This window comes from Novosphingobium aeonii (assembly GCF_052279045.1).
Taxonomy (GTDB): Bacteria; Pseudomonadota; Alphaproteobacteria; order Sphingomonadales; family Sphingomonadaceae; genus Novosphingobium.
This window is the reverse complement of the sequence record NZ_CP176833.1, coordinates 422,501-444,171: the sequence shown is the minus strand read 5'-3', so window position 1 is coordinate 444,171 and position 21,671 is coordinate 422,501. Positions and strand designations below refer to the sequence as shown.

The window sequence follows — 21,671 nt, the reverse complement described above, 5'->3', positions numbered from 1 at the left end:
GGAAACAGTCATGCGACCGGAAAGCATGTCCAACGAGCCGAGGCTGCTGATAGCGCACGTCATAAAGGGAGAAGTACAGCTCGACGCTGCAGTCGAGCATCGCTCCCGAGCGAGCGCGAGCCCGGTGATGAGCCCTGCACTGGATCTCGACGCGCTGATTTGGCCCAGACGCGACCCCGGACCTGCGTTCGAAACGCCGCTGGCGGAAATCGTCGATTTCCTCGTCGAGGTCGGCAAGGCACTCGATTTCGATAAAAATGCCCATCTACAGGAAGCGGCAGCCCTCAATCTTCACTGCAATAGTCTTGGCGCGCGGATTCTGGAAAACTGCTACAGGGACATCGGTTGGTTCTTCACGCGCGAGGCCGTCGAAGCCGAGGCGGAGCAATCTCTCGGTTGGCTCGGCGCGAATGACGGCTGGATTAGACGTGATATCCAGGGCCAAGCCTTCGACATCCGGGCGTTTCCGCCGCGCATGGTCCATATTCTTGCCGGAAATGCCCCCATCGTGCCGCCAGTGACGATCGTGCGCGGGGCTATCAGCAAGGGCGTTCATTTGCTGAAGATGCCCTCGAACGACATGTTCACTGCCACGGCACTTCTGCGCACGATGGCTGATGTCGGGCCCAATCACCCGGTGACACGCTCGTTCTCGGCGGCCTATTGGCGCGGCGGCGATACCGCGATCGAGGAACACATCTTCAGATCCCAGTATTTCGACAAGCTGGCAGTGTGGGGAGGCGAAGCGGCCGTTCGCCATGCAATGAAATATGCAGCTCCCGGTTTCGAGATCGTATCCTTCGACCCCAAGATCTCGATTTCGCTGATCGGCAAGGAGGCTTTCGCAGGATTGCCTATAGCCGAGATCGCCCGGCGCAGCGCGGCCGATATCATCGCTTTCAATCAGGACGCATGTAGCTGCGCTCGCTTCCAGTTCGTCGAGGGATCCTTACCGCAAGTTGATGCCTATTGTGAGGCTCTCGTAGCCGAGATGGGCAAGGATGTTCGGTATGGGAATGGACAAGGCGGACCACGTCCTCCCGAGGCATTGTTGGACGAACTCGATATGCTCGGCAATCTCGAGCCGATTTACCGTGTGTTCGGACAACCCGACGGCACCGGAATGGTTGTTCGATCAAGCGATCCGGTCGCATTCAATCCCGGTGGCAAGCTTGTCAACGTGGTCGCCGTCTCCAGCCTGGCGGAGGCGATTGCCCATGTCTCCGTGGCCACCCAGTCGGTCGGCGTCTATCCGCCCGGCCGCATCACGCAGTTGCGCGACGGGCTGTCGTCGGCCGGCGCGCAACGCATCGTCGGCCTTGGCAACATCAATAGCGGAAAGTTCGGCGGCCTGCCGCACGACGGGGGATGGCCCGTCCATCGCATGATGCATTGGGTCGTGACCGAAGCAGAGAGAGAGCCAACACAGCCATGAACCGCACGCATACAGGACCGCTTTCGCTCGATACCTACCGGCTGCTTGGCCGTTCGGGCTTACGAGTTTCGCCTTTGGCTCTGGGTACAATGACATTCGGCGAGGAATGGGGCGCTGGCGAAGAGGAATCCCGACGCATTTTCGATGCCTACGTCGATCAGGGCGGCAATTTCATCGACACTGCAGGATATTACGCAGGCGGCGTTTCGGAAGATTTGACGGGCAAATTCGCCGAGGCAAAGCGCGACAGACTGGTTCTCTCCACCAAATACTCCCTGACGCGATCGGTTGGAGATCCCAATGCTGCCGGAAACAGCCGGCGCAACATGATGCAGACCGTTGAGACGAGCCTGCGCCGGCTTCGCACCGATCGCATCGATCTGCTATTTCTCCATGTCTGGGACGATAGCACCCCCGCAGACGAAATCATGCGCGCCTTTGATGACTTGGTGACCCAGGGCAAGGTTCTTTATCTGGGTCTGTCCGATACGCCCGCCTGGCAGATGGCGCGATTGCAGACGATGGCCGACCTGCGCGGCTGGACCCAGTTCGCAGCGTTGCAAGCCGAATACAATCTTGTGGAGCGTACCGCCGAGCGGGATCTCATTCCTGCTGCAAAAGCACTCGGCATTGGCGTGATGCCGTGGTCTCCTCTTGCCAGCGGCTTGCTGTCCGGCAAATACGCGGCCCGGAGCAACGGAGAGGGTCAGGACACTGGAGGACGCGGCGCCATGTTGGCCGCTGCGGGCAAGCTGGACGCTCGTACGTTGGCCATTGCTGACGCCGTTCAGGCAGTCGCCGACGACGTCGGCGCTACTTCGGCACAAGCGGCCATCGCTTGGACTTTGGCGAACCCGGCCGTAGTCTCGCCGTTGCTGGGTGCACGAACGATGCGGCAATATGAGGACAATGTAGCCGCTCTCGGCGTTTCGCTGGATCTGCACCATCTCGATCGATTGGAAGCGGCCAGTTTCACTCCGAAAGGCTTCCCGCACGAATTCCTGGCAACGGACTTCATTCGCCACGGATTGACCGCCGGCACCAAAGTGCGACCCCGAGCAAGCTGATGGAGTGCTGGCTCAGGTTGCCCGGATTAGCCGTCCGGGGCGTGCGCCGGTATCGACGCCATCCCGACGAGTGATGACGCCGCTAACCATCGTCGCACGATATCCGGACGCATGTTGCGCCAAGCGGCGACCGCCTCCCGGCAAATCATGAACGACGTACGGGGCGTGAAGCCTGAGGGCTGCATGGTCGATCAGGTTGATGTCGGCCTTCAGCCCTTGTGCCAGCCGCCCCCTGTCGTGCAGACCGAGAAAGGCGGCATTATCAGCGCTAAGCGCCTTGACAGCAGCCGCGACGGAAAGTCGCTCACCGGCGCGGTCGCGTGCCCAGTAGGCGAGCATTGTCGTTGGATAACTGGCATCGCAAATAATACCGTAGTGCGCTCCTCCATCTCCCAGGCCGATTATGCTGCAAGGATCCTTCATCATGGCGAGCACCGGATCGAGAGAGCACTGCGCATAGTTTGAGAAAGGCATCAGGATTAAGGATTTCCCTTCCTGTTCCAGCATCAGTTCGTAGGCGAGTTCGGCCGGTTCGATTCCACGTCGTTTTGCAAGAGATGCAATGCTGGAATCGGGCGACGGCTCGTAGTCCGGTTCATCACCGAGCGGAAAGAGATTATCCCATGTTCGCAGCAGTGCGTGGAGCGGCGTAGGCGTTTCATCGGGCTCTTCCGCCACAAGTCGTTCGCGAAAGCGTGAATCGCGCATGAGCCTTACTTTTTCAGGTAATGGCAGATCCTCGAGCGCCCGATAGGTCCGGCAATAACTGAAGGCGTTTGCCGAAGTGGAAAGGCCGCACAATGCTCCCATGAGCCGGGGAAAGACCTGAGCCAGGATCGGTGCCGCTCCGCTACGGTTATGTTCCAGCAGCGCGTCCATCGTCTGCCGCCAGCCATCGGGATTTCCGGCCCACTGGGCCAGCGAATACGTCACTGGCCTGCCGGAAGCGCAAGCCATTCGCTTCATCAGATCGATGTCGCCCGACCAGTCTGCAGTGTCGAGGTTAGGGATCATTTGAATGACCCCTCGTCCACTCTCTCCCACAGCCCGGGCGAGTGCTTCCAACTCTTCGCACGCGGCCTGGAAGGAGGGAATGAAGGCTCTGTCCCCGCGACGATGGACGAGCGAGCGCGAGGTTGCAAACCCCAGTGCGCCGGCATCCATGGCCTCGCTGACAAGCTCGGAGAGACGGACGATATCCGCAGGCGTCGCCGCTTCTCGGTCCAGGCCGCGCTGGCCCATCGCATAGACGCGCAAGGGAGAGTGGGGAATGTATGCGCCGACGTCTACGTCCCACCCACAGTTGCCTAGCGCTTCAAGATACTCCGGAAAAGTCTCCCAGTTCCACGGCAAACCCGTGGCCATGACAGCCTCGGGGATATCCTCAACACCCTCCATGACATTGACGAGTGCTTCTCGGTCGCCCGCGCGGCATGGCGCAAAGCCAACCCCGCAATTGCCTATGACTACACTTGTGACGCCGTGTTCGGCGGACGGCACCAAACTGTCCGACCAAGTCACTTGGCCATCGTAGTGCGTATGGATGTCAATGAAGCCCGGCGTCACGAGGAGACCATTGGCATCGATCTCTTCTCGGGCTCGCTCCAGGTTCGCCCCGATGGCAGATATGCGGCCGTCGAGGACAGCAATATCTGCCACGAATGGATTCCCGCCGGTCCCGTCGACGATCGTGCCGCCTCGGATGATCAAATCTGCGTCGGGCATGGCTCAATCCTTCAATCCGCCAACGAGGCCAAGAGTTCACCCGGTGCATGTTCCTCGGTCACCCACTTCACCATCCGGCGGACCGGCTCGATCGCATCCTGCCGCTCCATGTTATGCTGCATGGTCGCAGCGCCCCCCAACGACACGATCCGTTGAACTCCCTGATAAGCCAAGCGATCGCGCAGCGCCTCTTTGAGACTTTCCGGGAAAATCCCAATCGTCTGAGTGTAGGCGTTCACGGAATTGATCGCAGTATCCGTGGTATCGACCGGGACGATATTGCCCACGCGGCATGCCAGTGTCCGAGAGAAATCAACTGGGTAGTCATCCTGGCTGACGATCACCGCGCCTTCATTAGATCGCCCGCCGAAAACCCGGTACTCTTCATCGTTAAGGCGAACGCCATCAATTTCCGACTTGAGTGCTGTGTCGAATGCCTTGTGAGGCGTACTGAGATGATCGGGCAATCGCTGGAGAGCCTCGAAGGTGAGTTCGCCCAGGCGGTTGGCGTTGCGCAGTCCGACATCATCTGTCCCGCTTTCGACGTAGATGACGCGCGCCGAAACGCAGCCCTGTCCGTCGTCGAGACATTTGGCACAGATCGGGGCGTGGATTAGCGGAGAGCGAGCCTCGTCTGGGGGTTGATGTTAGGCGGCGAGCTTGCGGTGAAGCAAGCGGCGATATTCGATGGTTTTTTGCTTGATGGTTTCGCGACGCTTGATGATAGCGGGAGCCCTGCCGAAGTAGGCGTCAGCGGGCGTCACGTTGTTCAGGCTCTCGTGGTAGCGCTGGTGATTGTAGTGCTCCACGAACGCTTCGATCTGGGCTTCGAGGTCGCCGGGCAGGAAGTAATGTTCCAACAGGATGCGATTCTTCAAGGTCTGGTGCCAGCGCTCGATCTTGCCCTGCGTTTGCGGATGCAACGGGGCGCCACGGACGTGACTCATCTGCTGGGCCTCGATGTACTCGGCGAGTTCGCCCGCGATGTAACTGGGGCCGTTGTCGGATAGTAGCCGGGGCTTGTGCAGGACCGTGGCGCTGTCGCAGCCCGATGCCTTGAGGGCCAAGTCCAGCGTGTCAGTGACGTCCTCGGCGCGCATGTTGGTGCACAGTTTCCAGGCAATGATGTAGCGCGAGTAGTCGTCGAGCACGGTCGACAGGTACATCCAGCCCCACCCGATGATCTTGAAGTAGGTGAAGTCGGTTTGCCACATCTCATTCGGCCGGGTGGTCTTCGTGTGGAACTGGTCAGCGGCCTTGATCACGGTATAGGCTGGACTGGTGATCAGGTCATGGGCCTTCAACAGGCGGTAAACCGTGGCTTCCGACACGAAATAGCGCTTCTCGTCGGTGAAGCGCACCGCCAGTTCGCGAGGGGAAAGCTCGGTCGCCTCGAGCGCCATCTCGACGATCTGCGCGCGGATATCCTCGGTGATGCGGTTCCACACCCGGCTCGGCGCCGAGGGGCGATCCTCCAGGGCTTCAGGACCGCCCTCAAGGAAGCGGTCATACCAGCGGTAGAACGTCCGGCGAGGAATACCCAGCTTGTCCAGAGTGTGCTTGGCCGGCAGGTGCGACTGCTCGACGATCCTGATAATCTCCAGCTTTTCTGCGGCGGGGTACCTCATTCGTCGTCGCCCCCATCCGCGATCATGCTTTTTTTGAGCAGGCGGTTTTCCAACGTCAGGTCAGCAACGCATTCCTTCAGGGCACGGGCTTCACGGCGCAGATCCTGCACCTCGCCCGTGGTCGCAGAACGGGCGGTATCGCCCGCGAGCCGGCGTTTGCCGGCCTCCATGAACTCTTTCGACCAGGTGTAGTAGAGGCTCTGGGCGATGCCTTCACGCCGACACAGCTCGGCGATGCTGTCCTCGCCGCGCAATCCGTCGAGCACGATGCGGATCTTGTCCTCGGCCGAGAAATGCCGCCGCGTCTGTCGGCGAATGTCTTTCACCACGGCTTCGGCAGAGGCCTTTGCTGGCGATTTTCGCAAGGAGGGTTTGGGCTTCATCTTCGTTCCTTCGTCACTACGACGAAGCCCAAACCCTCCTTAAATCTCAACCCCTAATCTGTGCCATGGGCGCTGACGCCGGACACGCAGCCCTCCTGGTTCTGTGCGCCAATATCCAGAGCGAGGCGACGCGCCACCTGTTTCATGGTTGCGTCGTCGGCAAAGGCTTCCCTTCCGATGATCGTTCCGGAGAGCTTGGGGTCCTGCGTTATGAGATCGATGCCTGGCTGGAGGTAGCGCGTGATGTGCTTCACTGAATCGAAACCGCCCCAGGCAACGATTTTCTCGATGCCCCGCGGATCATAGATCACCGGTTCAACCAGCTCATCGCCGCCTTTCCAATAGGCGACGGATATGTGTCTGGACAATGGATGCTCCGGCGCCATCTCGGCCATAGTCCGGACGATCGCCGCTGCCGTCAGCGGATCGTTCGACGGCAACTTTATAATCGCATCAGATCGCGTCAACGCGTTGCGGATTACTGTCAATATCGACACGATAGGTGCATTGCCGGCTATGACATGGACAGCTCGTGCCCCGAAAGCGCGCGTGCGCGCGGAAAGGCCAGGGAAAATGCTCGGTCCTTGGTCAACCCAGCCTTCCAGATAATCGACGCCGCACGAACGCTCCATCATTCGTCGCATCTCCCCGCGATCAAACGTCGCGCCCATATGCTGGAAGTGGCGGCGCAGGATGCTTTCGGACAGTCCAGACGTCAGGCAGGACAGACGAAATGCCTGCTGAAGATGGCGGTTCCGTCCGATGTCCAATCGTTCACCCAGCGCGACCAGGAAATCGAGGATTTCTTCGAACCGCAGCGAATAGAGATCGGCCATCGCCGACGGCGTGCGTAGCGGCAAGTCCGCTACGTATTTTGCCAAATCCGGGGCACGAAAGGATACGCCTCCCCGGCGTCCACCATAGAGGACATCACCATCATCGATGATTTGCCCTCGGATAATGAGAGGAACGCGGAAGTCATCGTTCATCAGCTTTCTCACATCGATAGTTCGGCAAGGAATTCCAGCGCCCTGTCATGAGCTTCGGGTGCGCCGGCGCAGACTACGCGGTCATCACCGCCCTCCTTCTCGCTGTAACGGCGAACCGGCGGGATGATGTGCACCCCAGTACGGCCGCAGGAACAGGGCGTCTGCCAGCCTGAGAGCGTGATTTCGTCGCCCGTGACAAGCCCCGCCCAATAGGTATTGGGCATCAGGTCAAACGAAGCGTATCGTCCGGTCTGGCCATCCTTGCGCGGCAGGGGCTTACCCGTGGCGGGATCGAGCAGAAACGGGATTTGGATCGGCGGGATGTGATAGTGGCCCTGCTCGCACATCATGCACAGCCCCATCAATTCCGAGGTGGCATACATTTCGTAGATCGTGTCGAATCCAAGGAATTCGAGCACGCGCTCGCGCCAATTGTCCGGAAGCTCCTTGCCCTTGTTTCCCCCTCCGGTCAGCAACACGCTGCCTTTACCGAAAACGTTCGTGAGACCACGTTTCAGCCCCTCTTCCGCCCAATCGTAAAGGATTGCCCACATAGCCGTGGCATAGACATCCTTGCCGCCGAAACGACGCTGCGCCTCGGCAAAGAAATGTTTGAGGTCTTCCGGTCTTCGGCGTTCGAGCTCGAGCAGAGCCTCTCGGCGTTCCGCCAGCGCAGGAGAAATAGCGAGGGCACCAGCCTCGCCCCTCGCCTCAGCGGCCCTCAGCCGCCCACCGAGCGAAGCAATATCCGCGCTGAAGCGGGATTCTGGATAGAGAAAAAGGGCATTTTCCTCACCCTTGGCATAGAGCTCGATTTGGATGCCATTCCCTCGCTGCGTCGCAGCCGCCCCGTAGCGATAGCCCGGGATGATGATCGGCATTCCGTCCTTCAGGATGTCCGGGCCGCGATCCGGCCACCAATCGCGGATGATGATCGCGGAGTGGATAATGGTCTCTCGCCACTGCGCCTTGCTGCGCGGTACGAAGCTTAGCTTGCCGGTGGTGCCCGAGGTATGCTGCACGGTCAGGTCGGTCGCGGCATCCAGCAGATCGATCCAGTCATCGATAGTCTCTATTCCCGACGCATCGACATGAGAGATATCGCTCGTCGTAAGGCCCGAAAGCCACTTGGTCAGCTTGTCGAAGCGGCCTCGCTCAAGATAGCTTATCGGGTAGGACTTGTAGACGGTGTGTGGGAATAACAGCGGCGCCAGGTCATCGATCGTTTCGATCGTCTCGATCCCCTGTTCTCGGGCCAACCGGTCGAGAACGGAAAGACCCGGCCGGAGCTGTGCGAAGCGCTTGCGCGCGCCCGCAAGATGGAGCCTGTCAATTTCCTCCTGCTCAAGCGTAAAGGCCAGATCATAGGGCGCATCATGAAAGGATGTCGGGTCTTCGATGAGGCGGTCGAGGTACGTAGTCATGAGGCGAATCCGTCCTGTTTCGATGACGAATTCTGGCTCTCCATGGGGGCTCACGACAACGAAGAACGGTGCCGCGTTCGCGCCAAACTATTGTCAGGAGGTCATGTCGAATGACGGTGTGCAACTGATTGAGCGCTCGCGATATTCGCGTGGCGTCAGGCCGGTAGCCCGCCGGAAAGCCGCCCAAAAAGCGGCGGGGCTCTGAAAACCGCAATTACCGGCGATAACCTTGATCATCATCGCATCGTCGCGAAGTTGCTCCTGAGCCCGGGCGATACGGCGCTTGGCGATGTAGCCGGTCAACGTCTCTCCCGTGGTCGCGCGAAAGGTGCGGATGAGATGTCTCGGACTGGTGCGAATTTCGGCGGCGAGGCAGGATACCGAGAGGTCGGTGCCCAAGTCCGCTTCGATCCTGTCTCTCACCCGCTGCAATCGCCAAATCGGCATTTGTCCGGATCCGGCATCCCGTGGAGATCCCGATTTCTGGAAATGGCGGCACAGCTCGACGACAAGGAGGAGCGCCATGCTCTCCAGCAGAATTGCCTGACCGAATCCCGGATGCCGCAGTTCATTGGCCAATCGGACAAGGCCCTGCCTTATCGACACGCTCTGAACATCGAGACAAGGAGCCAGATCAGCAATCCGTTCATCTTCGAACAGTTCTTCGGCGCGCTCGTTGGCGAAAGTCAGGCAAAGAAGGCTATGTTCGCCAGGCTCACTCCACGTCGCAAATTCGCCGCCCTTTGGCAGAAACACGACGTCTCCCGGAGGATCGGCCAATTCGTTGGCCGTCCTGAAAAATCGCGAGTTTGGGCAACGCGGGCCGAGCGAAAAATCAAGGTAGTATGAATTCGGCTCGTACAGTGCGCGACTGCCCTCATTCCAACCGAAATGGCGGATGTCCGCGAAAATGCCATTTATTTCGATTTCGCGTTCAATGCGGAAATAAGACGCCGTGTGAGGTGCGCACATCGGCAAATCGCCTTGATCCGCAATGCCCATTTTCGGCCTCCTCGTCAGCCGAATTGTTTCTCTCGTCGATGGAACCAATCCGGTCTTCGATGTCATGCGCCGAGCAGGCCCTCCTCCGACCCGCCCGGCGCCCGCGTTTCAAAGCAAGGGGCCTTGAAACGCTGTCACTCTATTCCTGGTCACCTTGCGGCGAACCTTCATATGCCGCAACCTTCCTTCGGATAGGGCGCCTGAGCGCCCTGATAGCGGAGGCGATCAGTTCAAACGGACATGGTCAGTTCCGGCACGGCGCTGAACAGATCCGCCACGAGGCCGACGTCGGCGACCTGGAAGATCGGCGCGTCCTCGTCCTTGTTGATGGCGATGATGGTCTTGGAGTCCTTCATGCCCGCAAGGTGCTGGATCGCGCCCGAGATGCCGACCGCGATGTAGACTTCGGGAGCGACGATCTTGCCGGTCTGGCCGACCTGGTAGTCGTTGGGCACATAACCCGCGTCGACCGCAGCGCGCGAGGCGCCGACGGCAGCGCCGAGCTTGTCGGCGAGCGGCATGATGACCTGCTCGAACGTCTCCGAATCCTTCAGCGCGCGGCCGCCCGAGACGATCACCTTGGCGCTGGTCAGTTCTGGACGCTCCGACTTGGCGATTTCGGCGCCGACGAAGCTGGACAGACCGGCGTCACCGGCTCCGGCGACGTCTTCGATGGCAGCCGAACCGCCCTCGGCAGCAGCCTTCTCGAAGGCCGTGCCGCGCACGGTGATCACCAGCTTGGCATCGCTCGATTCGACAGTGGCGATGGCGTTGCCGGCGTAGATCGGACGGGTGAAGGTCTTTTCGCCCTCAACCGAGAGGATGTCCGACAGCTGCATCACGTCGAGCAGCGCGGCAACGCGCGGAGCGACGTTCTTGCCGGTGGTGGTGGCGGGCGCCAGGAACGCGTCATGGTGGCCCATAAGGTCCACGATCAGCGGCGCGATGTTCTCGGCCAGCGCGTGCTCGTAGGCGGCGTTGTCGGCCAGGTGCACCTTGCCGACGCCGGCGATCTTGGCGGCAGCCTCGGCAGCGGCACGGCAGCCCGAGCCGGCGACCAGCAGGTGAACTTCACCGAGCTTGGCAGCGGCAGTGACGGTGTGGAGCGTCGCGTCCTTGACCGACGCGTTGTCGTGTTCGACCCAAACGAGCGTCTTCATTAGGCGACTCCCAGTTCCTTGAGCTTTGCAACCAGCGCATCGACGTCGGCAACCTTGACGCCTGCGACACGCACGGGCGGTTCCGAGACCTTGAGGGTCTTGAGGCGCGGGGCGATGTCGACGCCGTAATCGGCGGCGGTCTTCACATCGAGCGGCTTCTTCTTCGCCTTCATGATGTTCGGCAGCGAAGCATAGCGCGGCTCGTTGAGGCGCAGGTCGGTGGTGACGATCGCGGGCAGCGAAAGCTTCACGGTCTCCAGACCGCCATCGACTTCGCGGGTCACGGCAACGTGATCACCGTCGATCTCGACCTTGCTGGCAAACGTACCCTGCGGGCGGCCGGTGAGGGCGGCGAGCATCTGGCCGGTCTGGTTCGAATCGTCGTCGATCGCCTGCTTGCCGAGGATCACGAGGCCCGGATTCTCTTCGGCGACGATCGCCTTGAGGATCTTGGCGACGGCCAGCGGCTCAACCTCTGCGTCGGTCTCGATGAGGATCGCACGGTCTGCACCCATGGCGAGTGCGGTGCGCAGCGTATCCTGCGCCTTGGCCGGGCCGACCGAGACGGCAACGATCTCTTCAGCCTTGCCCGCTTCCTTGATGCGGATAGCTTCTTCGACCGCGATCTCGTCGAACGGGTTCATGCTCATCTTGACGTTGGCCAGGTCAACGCCCGTGCCGTCCGCCTTTACGCGCGGCTTCACGTTGTAATCGATCACCCGCTTAACGGGGACGAGGATCTTCATCGAACTCACTCCATTTCCAGAATGATCGCGTCCACTGCAAGGCTTTCGCCTGCCTTGGCGTTGACCGCCTTCACCACGCCCGACTTCTCGGCGCGCAGGATGTTCTCCATCTTCATGGCCTCGACGACGGCAAGCGGCTGTCCGGCTTCGACCTTGTCACCCTCGCCCACATGGAGCGCGACGAGCAGGCCGGGCATCGGGCAGATCAGGAACTTCGAAAGATCCGGCGGGATCTTTTCGATCATGTGCTTGGTCAGCGAAGCCACGCGGCTGGGCAGGATCTGCACGTCGTGGATCGCCCCGCGCGTGGTCATCTTCAGACCCGTGCGCGTAGGCGCGACACGGATGCCGATGGCCTCGCCGTCGATCTCGGCGTCGATCAGGTGGTCGCCCGGCGTATATTCCATCGCGAGATCGACGGAGATGCCGTTCACGGTCACGTCCTCATCGTCGATGACGACTTCGAAAGGCGCCTTGTCGATGATGACGGTCCATTCCGACGGCGGCGCCAGACGGCGCGAGGCGAGCTGCCCGTCGACCCGGCGCGCACGGTCTGCCCGCGCGGTGGCGACGAAAGCCGCAACGGCGGCCAGCTTGCCCTTGAGTTCCTCCGACGCAGGCGCGCCGGTGAAGCCTTCGGGATATTCCTCGGCAATGAAGCCCGTGGTCAGCTCGCCCGAGCGGAAGCGCGGGTGCTGCATGATGGCCGAGACGAAATCGATATTGTGGCCAAGGCCCTCGATCTCGAACAGGTCGAGCGCGGCAACCTGCTTGTCGGCCGCCTCGTCGCGGGTCTCGCCCCAGGTGATCAGCTTGGCGATCATCGGGTCGTAGAACATCGAGACTTCGCCGCCTTCGTAGACGCCGTCATCGACACGCACGCCGTCGATACCGCGACGGCCGTTTGCGGAACCGTCGTCGTCCCAACCGTCAACCGGCGGCTGATAGCGCACGAGGCGGCCGGTCGAGGGCAGGAAGCCGCGATAGGGGTCTTCGGCGTAGACGCGGTTTTCGATGGCCCAGCCATCGATCTTCACGTCGGCCTGCGTCATCTCCAGCTTCTCGCCGGCGGCGACGCGGATCATCTGCTCGACCAGATCGACGCCGGTGATCGCTTCAGTGACCGGGTGTTCGACCTGCAGGCGGGTGTTCATTTCCAGGAAGTAGAAGCTCTCGCCCGTCGGGTCGGCGCCCGACACGATCAGTTCCACCGTACCGGCCGAATAGTAGCCCACCGCGCGCGACAAGGCGACGCACTGCTCGCCCATGGCCTTGCGCATCTTTTCGGTGACGAAGGGCGACGGCGCTTCCTCGACCACCTTCTGGTGGCGGCGTTGGATCGAGCATTCGCGCTCGTTCAGGTAGAGGATGTTGCCGTGCTTATCGCCGAGAATCTGGATCTCGATGTGGCGCGGGTTGAGGATGAACTTCTCGATGAAGACGCGGTCATCACCGAAGGAGTTCAGGCCTTCGCGCTTCACGCTCTCGAAGCCCTCACGCACGTCCTTTTCGTCGTAGGCAAGGCGCATGCCCTTGCCGCCGCCGCCCGCCGAGGCCTTCATCATCACCGGATAGCCGATCTCGTTCGAGATGCGCACGGCGTGCTCGGTATCCTCGATCTCACCGACGAAGCCGGGCACGACGTTGACGCCGGCCTGCTTGGCAAGCTTCTTGGATTCGATCTTGTCACCCATCGCGGCGATCGCGCCGACGGGAGGGCCGATGAACTCGATGCCTTCTGCGGCCAGCGCCTCTGCGAAGGAGGTACGCTCGGACAGGAAGCCATAGCCCGGATGGACGGCTTCGGCGCCGGTCTGCTTGCAGGCCTGGATGATCTTGTCGGCAATCAGGTACGACTGCGCGGCGGGCGCGGGGCCGATGTGGACGGCCTCATCGGCCATCTGCACGAACGGTGCGCGGGCATCGGCGTCCGAATAGACGGCCACCGTCTGAATGCCCATCCGTCGCGCGGTCTTGATCACGCGGCAGGCAATCTCGCCCCGGTTTGCGATGAGGATTTTCTTGAACATCAGATATCCGTTTTCCAGGTATTCGTACCGAATGGTTTGCGGAGATTTTCTGCAAACTCTCCTGCTGTTGGATCGTTCATGCTACTTCTAGCGCCGAACCGAGCGGCGGCATGTTGTGGCCGAGCAGGCGCAGCACGTCGGCAGCACTCTCAACCACGTTCGTACCGGGGCCGTAGATGCCCTGAACGCCGGCATTGCGCAGGAATTCATAGTCCTGCGGCGGGATGACACCGCCGGCGATCACCTTGATATCGCTGCGACCGGCTTCGCGCAGTTTCTGGATCAGTTCGGGGATCAGCGTCTTGTGACCGGCCGCAAGGCTGGACGCGCCGACCACGTCGACCGCGCTCTCCAGCGCCAGCACCACGGTTTCTTCCGGAGTCTGGAACAGCGGGCCGGAAACCACGTCGAAGCCCATGTCCCCGAAGGCGGAGGCGATCACGTTCGCGCCGCGATCGTGGCCGTCCTGACCCATCTTGGCGACCAGCACCTTGGGCTTGCGGCCGAGGCGGCGTTCCACTGCCTGCACGCCGTCCAACACTTGCTGCCAGCGGCTGTCGCCCTCGTAAGGCGCGGCATAGACGCCCTTCACCGGGGTCGGCTGAGTGCCATAGCGCTGGAAGCTGTCTTCCATGGCCGAGCTGATCTCGCCCAGCGTGGCGCGGGCGCGGGCGCACTCGACGGCGAGCGCGAGCAGATTGTTCTCGATGCTGGCGGGCGCGGCGGCACCGTCACGCAGGGCCTTGAGTGCGGCCTGGCAAGCAGCCTCGTCACGGTCCGCCTTCATCTTGTTGATGCGGGCGATCTGGCCTTCGCGAACCTTGGCGTTGTCCACTTCCAGCGTTTCCAGCAGGTCTTCGCTGGCAAGGCGGTACTTGTTGACGCCGACGATCACGTCGTCGCCCCGGTCCACGCGGGCCTGGCGGGCGGCGGCGGCGGTTTCGATCATCGCCTTGGGCCAGCCGGCTGCGACGGCTTTGGCCATGCCGCCTTCGGCCTGCACGCGCTCGATGATCTCCCACGCCTGGTCGACCAGCTGCTGCGTCAGCGCCTCAATGTAATAGGACCCACCCAGCGGATCGACGACATTGCACATGCCCGTCTCTTCCTGGATGATGATCTGCGTGTTGCGGGCGATGCGGGCCGAGAAGTCGGTCGGCAGCGCAATCGCCTCGTCCAGCGCGTTGGTGTGCAGCGACTGGGTGCCGCCCAGCATCGAGGCCATCGCCTCGATCGTGGTGCGGATGACGTTGTTGTAGGGGTCCTGCTCCTGCAGCGACACGCCCGAAGTCTGGCAGTGCGTGCGCAGCATCTTCGAGCGTTCGTCCTTGGCGCCAAGCTCCGTCATCACGCGGTGCCACAGCACGCGCGCGGCGCGCAGCTTGGCCACTTCCATGAAGAAGTTCATGCCGATGGCGAAGAAGAACGAGAGGCGCCCTGCGAACTTGTCGATATCGAGGCCCGATGCCACGCCGTACTTCACGTATTCCGCGCCGTCTGCGATGGTGAAGGCCAGTTCCTGCACCTGCGTCGCGCCGGCTTCCTGCATGTGGTAGCCGGAAATCGAGATCGAGTTGAACTTCGGCATCTCGCGGCTGGTGTAGCCGAAGATGTCCGAGATGATCCGCATCGAAGGTTCGGGCGGGTAGATGTAGGTGTTGCGGACCATGAACTCCTTGAGGATGTCGTTCTGGATGGTCCCGTCGAGCAGCTTGCGATCGACGCCCTGCTCTTCGCCCGCCACGATGAAGAAGGCCAGGATCGGGATCACCGCGCCGTTCATCGTCATCGAGACCGACATCTTGTCGAGCGGAATACCGTCGAACAGGATCTTCATATCCTCGACCGAATCGATGGCGACGCCGGCCTTGCCCACATCACCCACGACGCGTGGATGGTCGCTGTCGTAACCGCGATGGGTGGCAAGGTCGAAGGCGACCGAAAGGCCCTTCTGACCCGCTGCAAGATTGCGGCGATAGAAGGCGTTCGATTCCTCGGCAGTGGAGAAGCCCGCATACTGGCGGATGGTCCAGGGACGGCCGGCATACATCGAGGCACGCACGCCGCGCGTGAACGGCGCGAAGCCGGGAAGGCCGGGATCGACGGTCACGTCCTCTGCGGTGTAGAGCGGCTTTACCGCAATACCCTCGGGCGTGTTCCAGGTCAGGTCCTTGCCCTTGACCTCCTTGTCGGCGGCTGCCTTCCAGTCGTTGATGTTCGGTCCCTCGGTCATCGCACTACCCTTGCAGCTTCGTCATCCTGAACTCGTTTCAGGATCCATTCCTCGCCCTCTCACCGTCGTCGCCCGGAGGCGAAATGGATCCTGAAAAGAGTTCAGGATGACGGTGGAGCTTGGGCGACGGCTTCTATTCAATGCGCCTCTTTGGGCGTTTCCATGATCTCGGTGAGCTGACCGCCCATGTCCTTGGGGTGGACGAAGAAGATCAGCGTCCCGTGCGCGCCCATGCGCGGCTCACCCAGCACACGCTTGCCAAGGCCTTCGAACCACGCCTTGGCCGCGTGAATGTCCGGCACTTCGTAGCAGATGTGATGCTGGCCCACGAGCGGGTTCTTCTCCAGCCACTTGCCCACGGCCGAGTCCGGCGTGGTGGGCTGGAGCAGTTCGATCTGCGTGCCCGCCGTGCCGTCTTCACCCGGCGTGTTGACGAAGCAGACGCGCACTTGCTGGCTTTCCAGCACGAAAGGTTCGGTAATATCGGTGGCGCCCATCACGTCGCGATAGAACGCAATCGAGGCGTCGAGATCCGGCGTGGCGACGCCGATGTGGTTGAGACGACCCAGCTTCATTTAGCAAAAACCTTCAGTTGGGACATTAGCATCATACTTCCAACGACGACCGGCAGAGCTGTCATCAACACCAGCACCGCTCGAAACAGCTTCGGCCGTTCGTTTTCTGTCAGCCAATGTTCTACCCCGCTCCGTCCAATCTCCAGCCTCAAGCGGCCGAAGCGTCGCATTTCCCATACCGTCAGCCAACAGAACACCGTCAGGACAGCAAGGAAGAGCAACGCCTCCGTCACAGGCTCAGGCCATGTTCTCAAGCACGAGGGCGATGCCCTGCCCGCCGCCGATGCACATGGTGACAAGGCCGTACTTCCCGCCCGTGCGCTTCAGCTCGTACATGCACTTGATGGCGAGCATCGTGCCGGTCGCGCCGACCGGGTGGCCGATGGAAACGCCCGAACCGTTGGGGTTCACCTTCTCCGGATCGAAGCCCAGCACCTTGGAAACGGCGGCAGCCTGCGCGGCAAAAGCCTCGTTGCTCTCGATCACATCGATCTGGTCGAGCGAAAGTCCAGCGCGCTTCAGCGCCACCGGCACCGCCTTGATCGGGCCTTCGCCCATGTAGGCGGGCTCGACACCGGCGTGGCCCCAGGCGACGATCTTCGCCATCGGCTTCAAGCCGCGCTTCTCGACTTCCGAAGCCGTCGCCAGCACCACCGCGGCAGCACCGTCGTTGATGCCCGAGGCATTACCCGCCGTGACCGTGCCGTCCTTCTTGAAGGCCGGACGCATCGCGCCGAGCGTCTCGACGGTGGTGTCGGCGCGGACATGTTCGTCGATATCGAAGACAGTGACGCCCTTGCGGGTCTTCACTTCGACGGGGAGGATCTGCTCCTTGAAGCGACCTTCCGCGATAGCCTTGGCGGCGCGCTGGTGGCTGGTCGCGGCGACCGTGTCCATATCCTCACGCGAGATGCAGTGGCGTTCGGCCACGTTCTCGGCGGTGATGCCCATGTGGTAGCCGCCGATGGCGTCCGACAGGCCGACGGTCAGGGCGTCTTCCTGCGTGTTATCGCCCATCTTCTTGCCCCAGCGCACGCCGTGGTCGTGATAGGGCACGTTCGACATCGATTCCGCGCCGCCCGCGACGGTGATGCCCGCCTCGCCCAGCTTCATCATCTGCGCGGCCGAAACGATCGCCTGCACACCCGATCCGCAAAGGCGGTTCAGCGTCATCGAAGGCACTTCGAACGGCACGCCGGCATTGAGGCCGATCACGCGGCTGAGCATCTCGTCCTTGGCGCTGGTCGGCATGACCTGGCCGATGACGATATGGCCGACGTCTTCAGGAGAAACGCCCGCGCGGGCCAGCGCCTCGGTCACGACCTTGCCGCCGAGATCGGAGGGCATGAACGACTTCAGCGAGCCGCCGAAATCACCAACTGCCGTGCGTACGCCGCTGACGATGTAGATGTCTTCCATGACCTGACTTCCCAATCTGGTTTTTCGATGCGTGCCGTCTTTCGCGGCTGGGGTGGATCGCGGTGCTCGCCCAAAGGCGATGCGTCGCGATCCGTGACGCTATCAAAGCGGAATGTTGTCGTGCTTCTTCCAAGGATTTTCGAGGCTCTTGGTCCGCAGCTTGCGCAGGCCGAGCGCGATGCGCTTGCGGGTCGAGTGCGGGTAGATAACCTCGTCGATATAGCCCCGGCTCGCCGCCACGAAGGGATTGGCGAAGCGGTCTTCGTATTCCTTGGTCTTCTCGGCAATGCCTTCGGGCGAGAGGCCGCGGAAGATGATCTCCACCGCGCCCTTGGCGCCCATCACCGCGATTTCGGCGGTCGGCCAGGCATAGTTGAGATCGCCGCGCAGGTGCTTGGACGCCATGACGTCGTAAGCGCCGCCATAGGCCTTGCGGGTGATCACGGTGATCTTCGGCACGGTCGCCTCGGCATAGGCGAACAGCAGCTTGGCGCCGTGCTTGATGATGCCGTTGTGCTCCTGATCAGTGCCCGGCAGGAAGCCCGGAACGTCCACGAAAGTGATGATCGGGATGTTGAAGGCATCGCAGAAGCGCACGAAACGCGCGGCCTTCTTGGACGAGTTGATGTCCAGCACGCCCGCCAGCACCATCGGCTGGTTGGCGACGACGCCCACGGTCTTGCCCTCGATACGGCCGAAACCGACGATGATATTGCCGGCATGCAGCGGCTGAACCTCGAAGAAATCGCCCTCGTCGAGCGTCTTCTTGATCACCTCATGCATGTCATAAGGCTGGTTGGCCGAAGGCGGGATCACGGTGTCGAGGCTTTCCTCGGCACGGTCCCACGGATCGGCGCAGGGACGCTCGGGCACTTCCTCGCGGTTGTTGAGCGGCAGGAAGTCGAAGAAATCGCGCGCGGCCAGCAGCGCCTCGATATCGTTCTCCAGCGCGAGGTCGGACACCGAGGTCTTGCTGGAATGCGTGATCGCACCGCCCAGTTCCTCTTGCGTGACGACCTCGTTGGTCACGGTCTTCACCACGTCGGGCCCGGTGACGAACATGTAGGAGCTGTCCTTCACCATGAAGATGAAGTCGGTCATGGCAGGCGAATAGACCGCGCCGCCCGCGCAGGGGCCCATGATCAGCGAAAGCTGCGGCACCACGCCTGAAGCGAGCACGTTGCGCTGGAACACTTCGGCATAACCGCCGAGCGAGGCTACGCCTTCCTGAATGCGCGCGCCGCCGGAATCGTTGAGGCCGATCACCGGCGCGCCAACCTTCATCGCGTTGTCCATCAGCTTGCAGATCTTCTGCGCGTGACGGTGCGAGAGCGAGCCGCCGAACACGGTGAAGTCCTGGCTGAATACATAGACAAGGCGGCCGTTGATGGTACCCGATCCGGTGACAACGCCGTCGCCCGGGATCTTCTGGCTCTCCATGCCGAAATCGGTGCAGTCATGCTCGACGTAAAGGTCGAACTCTTCAAAGCTGTCTTCGTCCAGCAGAATGTCGAGACGCTCCCGCGCGGTCAGCTTGCCCTTGGCGTGCTGCGCGGCAATGCGCTTCTCACCACCACCCAGCTTTGCTGCGGCGCGGCGCTTCTCCATTTCGGCGATATTGGCTGACATATCCACTATCCATACAAACCCGATTCCGGCCTAACTGCGCGGCCAATGGATCGCTGTCCAATGCAAATCTGCAAATTTGCAAACTAGAGGTTTGCAAACTACACACGCAGAATGACATTGCGCCGCACCTTCGCAGGAACCACGCTGAGGAGCCTGCGTGCTGCTCGCGGGATGAAACAAGCCGATCTAGCCAAAGCTATTGGCATCAGCGCATCATATCTGTCGCAGCTCGAAAGCGACGATCGCCCGCTGACCCCCGCAATCTTCGACCGCCTGCGGAGCAATTTTCCGGTGGAGTGGCAGGACGTCCCCGTCGATCAAAGCGCCGAACTTCTTCGCGCCTTCGAGGACGCAATGTCGGACACGCACTCACGGGATCCGCAATCCTCCGCACAAGTTCGCAAGATCGTGGAACAATTCCCAAGCTTTGCAGAGTCGTTCATCCAGCTTGCACGCGTGAATCGAGACAATTCCCAGCGCCTCGAGATGCTCGACGAGGCTCTGGGCGCAGACAATCTGGCTGGAGGCAGGCTACCATGGGAGGAGGTCCGCGACTGGTTTCACAACATCAACAATTATGTCGATGATTTAGATCGCCTAGCAGAGGCTTTCTCTCACGAATTGGCAAATGATACTCTGTCACCATCAACCCAAAACTTGGTATCGTGGCTCAATGATAAAAATATCTCGCTCATTTTTTCAGACAAAGGGCCTGTTCGATTATTCGACGAACAACAAAGTACACTCACGATAAATACGGCAAAAGCGAACGACAGTCTTAGGTTCCACCTAGCTTGGCACATCAGCAGCACGCACTTCAACGAAGACATCGCGACGATTTCAAGTAACGCAGACGTCCGCTCCAAAACCGCTCGGAATCTTCTATCTATTGGCCTAACCAATTACATGGCGGGTTCGATCCTGATGCCATACGAGCAATTTCGTTCGATGGCGCGCGACATGCGGCATGACGTTGATAGGCTCCGACACCTTTTCAATGTGACCTTCGAGCAAGTTTGTCACCGGCTTTCCACACTCCAGCGCCCAAACGCACGCGGCACGCCAGTTTATTTCTGCCGCGTCGACCTGGCCGGCAACATCACAAAACGGCACTCGGCTACGCGCCTTCGATTTGCGCGTTTCGGCGGCGCTTGCCCCCTTTGGGTAGTCCATGAGGCTGCCGCGGTGCCTGATAGAATTCATATTCAGCTCGCGGAGATGCCAGATGGCGTCCGCTACGTTTCCATGGCGAAAGGTCTTGTGAAGCCGACCGGCAGCTACGCGGAGCGCCCTCGTCGCTACGCCGTTGCATTAGGGTGTGAAGTCGACTTCGCTGCAGAGTTCGTTTACGCGGACGAAATAAACCTGAGCCACCCCGCCACACCTATCGGAGCTTCATGCCGAACTTGTAGCCGGCATAATTGCGACCAGAGAGCATTTCCTCCTAACGGAAAAGACATCTCCATCGATAGCTTTCGGCGGGAAGTAGTCCCATACTCAATCGATTAATAGATAAATAGATCGATTAGACCGTTCACAGCACAATCTACCGTGCGAACTCGACCTCGTTTTGCACTTAATCTCTCAAATTATTATCGTTAGGGCGACGTCGCTCGGTCGAATTGCGCCTTCGATATCGCCTTGAACATTCCGTCCATTCTTTGCATTACCCCCCCTTAATCATAGGGGGATAGAAGGTGTCTGCGGGTAAGGTCGAACTGAAGCTCTTGAAGAAACACTATCTCAAAGAACTGAAACACCTAGTGATGTCGGTAGTACCCGCAACGATGGGTCTATCCGCGGCTTTGATTGCACTGATTGGTTCCACGTCCAGCCTGAACAAATCGGATTTTGAAAATTTTACCCAAACCCATGATGCCAAATTACTTGCACTGTTCGCCGCCGCATCCGCCACGCTGTTTATGGCCACGCTGACTTATCTGAACAAAACAAGAAGACGATCTTCGGCTTTCCCGGATAGCATCCTGCCGTTTGGCGGCGACACAAAGAAAATTATTTCTTTTCAACGTCTCGCTGCACGTCTCGGCAACGATCTTCGCAAGGTCGACAAGGATAAGGTTCGAGAGGCGATTGAGAATCAGATCGATGATCTGGCACATACCGAACTGTTGGCCCGGATAAGCCAGCGCGTTCTGGCCGATGATCGCGCCAAGCGATACACCGATTTAATGGAACAATCGGTCAACAGAATGCGCAGAGAGATCG

At 60.7% G+C, this 21,671-nt stretch carries 17 protein-coding genes (1 of these 17 cut by a window edge); 4 read left to right on the top strand and 13 right to left on the bottom strand.

Annotation, left to right across the window (positions count from 1 at the left end; all coding sequences use genetic code 11):
* Positions 1–10: 10 nt before the first annotated feature.
* Together ACLIMP_RS17640 and ACLIMP_RS17635 are read left to right on the top strand one after the other, a co-directional pair.
* Positions 11–1,435: an acyl-CoA reductase gene (locus ACLIMP_RS17640; RefSeq protein WP_443478682.1), complete on the top strand. Its 1,425-nt coding sequence runs from the start codon at positions 11–13 to the stop codon at positions 1,433–1,435.
* A complete protein-coding gene (locus ACLIMP_RS17635) occupies positions 1,432–2,502 on the top strand; it encodes an aldo/keto reductase (RefSeq protein ID WP_443478681.1) in 1,071 nt (356 codons plus the stop codon). The genes ACLIMP_RS17640 and ACLIMP_RS17635 overlap by 4 nt, the downstream gene beginning before the upstream one ends.
* Positions 2,503–2,514: 12 nt before the next feature.
* Here the strand turns inward: ACLIMP_RS17635 and ACLIMP_RS17630 are convergent, their stop codons facing one another.
* The 13 genes from ACLIMP_RS17630 to ACLIMP_RS17570 all read right to left on the bottom strand — a co-directional run bounded on the left by ACLIMP_RS17630 (position 2,515) and on the right by ACLIMP_RS17570 (position 19,445).
* Complete coding sequence (locus ACLIMP_RS17630; RefSeq protein ID WP_443478680.1) at positions 2,515–4,227, bottom strand: N-acyl-D-amino-acid deacylase family protein; 1,713 nt, start codon at positions 4,225–4,227, stop codon at positions 2,515–2,517.
* 11 nt (positions 4,228–4,238) lie between these two features.
* A complete protein-coding gene (locus ACLIMP_RS17625; RefSeq protein ID WP_443478900.1) occupies positions 4,239–4,829 on the bottom strand; it encodes an acyl-CoA reductase in 591 nt (196 codons plus the stop codon).
* A 45-nt stretch (positions 4,830–4,874) separates the two neighbouring features.
* Positions 4,875–6,238, bottom strand: a protein-coding gene (locus tag ACLIMP_RS17620; RefSeq protein ID WP_159832335.1) for an IS3 family transposase whose coding sequence is annotated in 2 segments (ribosomal slippage) — positions 4,875–5,888 and positions 5,891–6,238 — 1,362 coding nt in all. Because the reading frame shifts where the segments join, the coding sequence is not laid out codon by codon here.
* Between the two features lie 53 nt (positions 6,239–6,291).
* Complete coding sequence (locus ACLIMP_RS17615; RefSeq protein ID WP_443478679.1) at positions 6,292–7,227, bottom strand: acyl-CoA reductase; 936 nt, start codon at positions 7,225–7,227, stop codon at positions 6,292–6,294.
* Between the two features lie 8 nt (positions 7,228–7,235).
* The gene (locus tag ACLIMP_RS17610) at positions 7,236–8,651 is read right to left on the bottom strand and encodes a phenylacetate--CoA ligase family protein (protein ID WP_443478678.1); all 1,416 of its coding nucleotides are present in this window, start codon (positions 8,649–8,651) and stop codon (positions 7,236–7,238) included.
* 93 nt (positions 8,652–8,744) lie between these two features.
* Positions 8,745–9,653 (bottom strand): helix-turn-helix domain-containing protein, encoded by a 909-nt coding sequence (locus tag ACLIMP_RS17605; RefSeq protein ID WP_443478677.1) that lies wholly within the window; start codon positions 9,651–9,653, stop codon positions 8,745–8,747.
* Positions 9,654–9,883: 230 nt separating this feature from the next.
* The gene (locus ACLIMP_RS17600) at positions 9,884–10,813 is read right to left on the bottom strand and encodes an electron transfer flavoprotein subunit alpha/FixB family protein (protein ID WP_443478676.1); all 930 of its coding nucleotides are present in this window, start codon (positions 10,811–10,813) and stop codon (positions 9,884–9,886) included.
* On the bottom strand, positions 10,813–11,559 hold the full coding sequence (locus ACLIMP_RS17595) for an electron transfer flavoprotein subunit beta/FixA family protein (protein ID WP_443478675.1): 747 nt from the start codon (positions 11,557–11,559) through the stop codon (positions 10,813–10,815). Before ACLIMP_RS17595 ends, ACLIMP_RS17600 begins: the two co-directional genes overlap by 1 nt.
* Before the next feature lie 5 nt (positions 11,560–11,564).
* Positions 11,565–13,589: an ATP-binding protein gene (locus tag ACLIMP_RS17590; protein ID WP_443478674.1), complete on the bottom strand. Its 2,025-nt coding sequence runs from the start codon at positions 13,587–13,589 to the stop codon at positions 11,565–11,567.
* Positions 13,590–13,665: 76 nt separating this feature from the next.
* Positions 13,666–15,822 (bottom strand): methylmalonyl-CoA mutase, encoded by a 2,157-nt coding sequence (scpA, locus tag ACLIMP_RS17585; protein ID WP_443478673.1) that lies wholly within the window; start codon positions 15,820–15,822, stop codon positions 13,666–13,668.
* Positions 15,823–15,959: 137 nt separating this feature from the next.
* On the bottom strand, positions 15,960–16,397 hold the full coding sequence (mce, locus tag ACLIMP_RS17580) for a methylmalonyl-CoA epimerase (RefSeq protein ID WP_443478672.1): 438 nt from the start codon (positions 16,395–16,397) through the stop codon (positions 15,960–15,962).
* Between the two features lie 237 nt (positions 16,398–16,634).
* The gene (gene bktB, locus ACLIMP_RS17575; protein ID WP_443478671.1) at positions 16,635–17,816 is read right to left on the bottom strand and encodes a beta-ketothiolase BktB; all 1,182 of its coding nucleotides are present in this window, start codon (positions 17,814–17,816) and stop codon (positions 16,635–16,637) included.
* Positions 17,817–17,918: 102 nt separating this feature from the next.
* Complete coding sequence (locus ACLIMP_RS17570; protein ID WP_443478670.1) at positions 17,919–19,445, bottom strand: acyl-CoA carboxylase subunit beta; 1,527 nt, start codon at positions 19,443–19,445, stop codon at positions 17,919–17,921.
* Positions 19,446–19,556: 111 nt separating this feature from the next.
* Between ACLIMP_RS17570 and ACLIMP_RS17565 the strand changes: the two genes are divergently transcribed.
* Positions 19,557–20,954 carry a helix-turn-helix domain-containing protein gene (locus ACLIMP_RS17565; RefSeq protein ID WP_395335331.1) on the top strand — a complete coding sequence of 466 codons (1,398 nt, stop codon included), beginning with the start codon at positions 19,557–19,559 and terminating at the stop codon, positions 20,952–20,954.
* Between the two features lie 188 nt (positions 20,955–21,142).
* On the top strand, positions 21,143–21,671 hold the 5' portion of the coding sequence (locus ACLIMP_RS17560; RefSeq protein ID WP_443478669.1) for a hypothetical protein. The gene runs 446 nt beyond the window's last position; the window shows 529 of its 975 coding nt (coding positions 1–529); its start codon is at positions 21,143–21,145; its stop codon lies beyond the right edge, outside the window.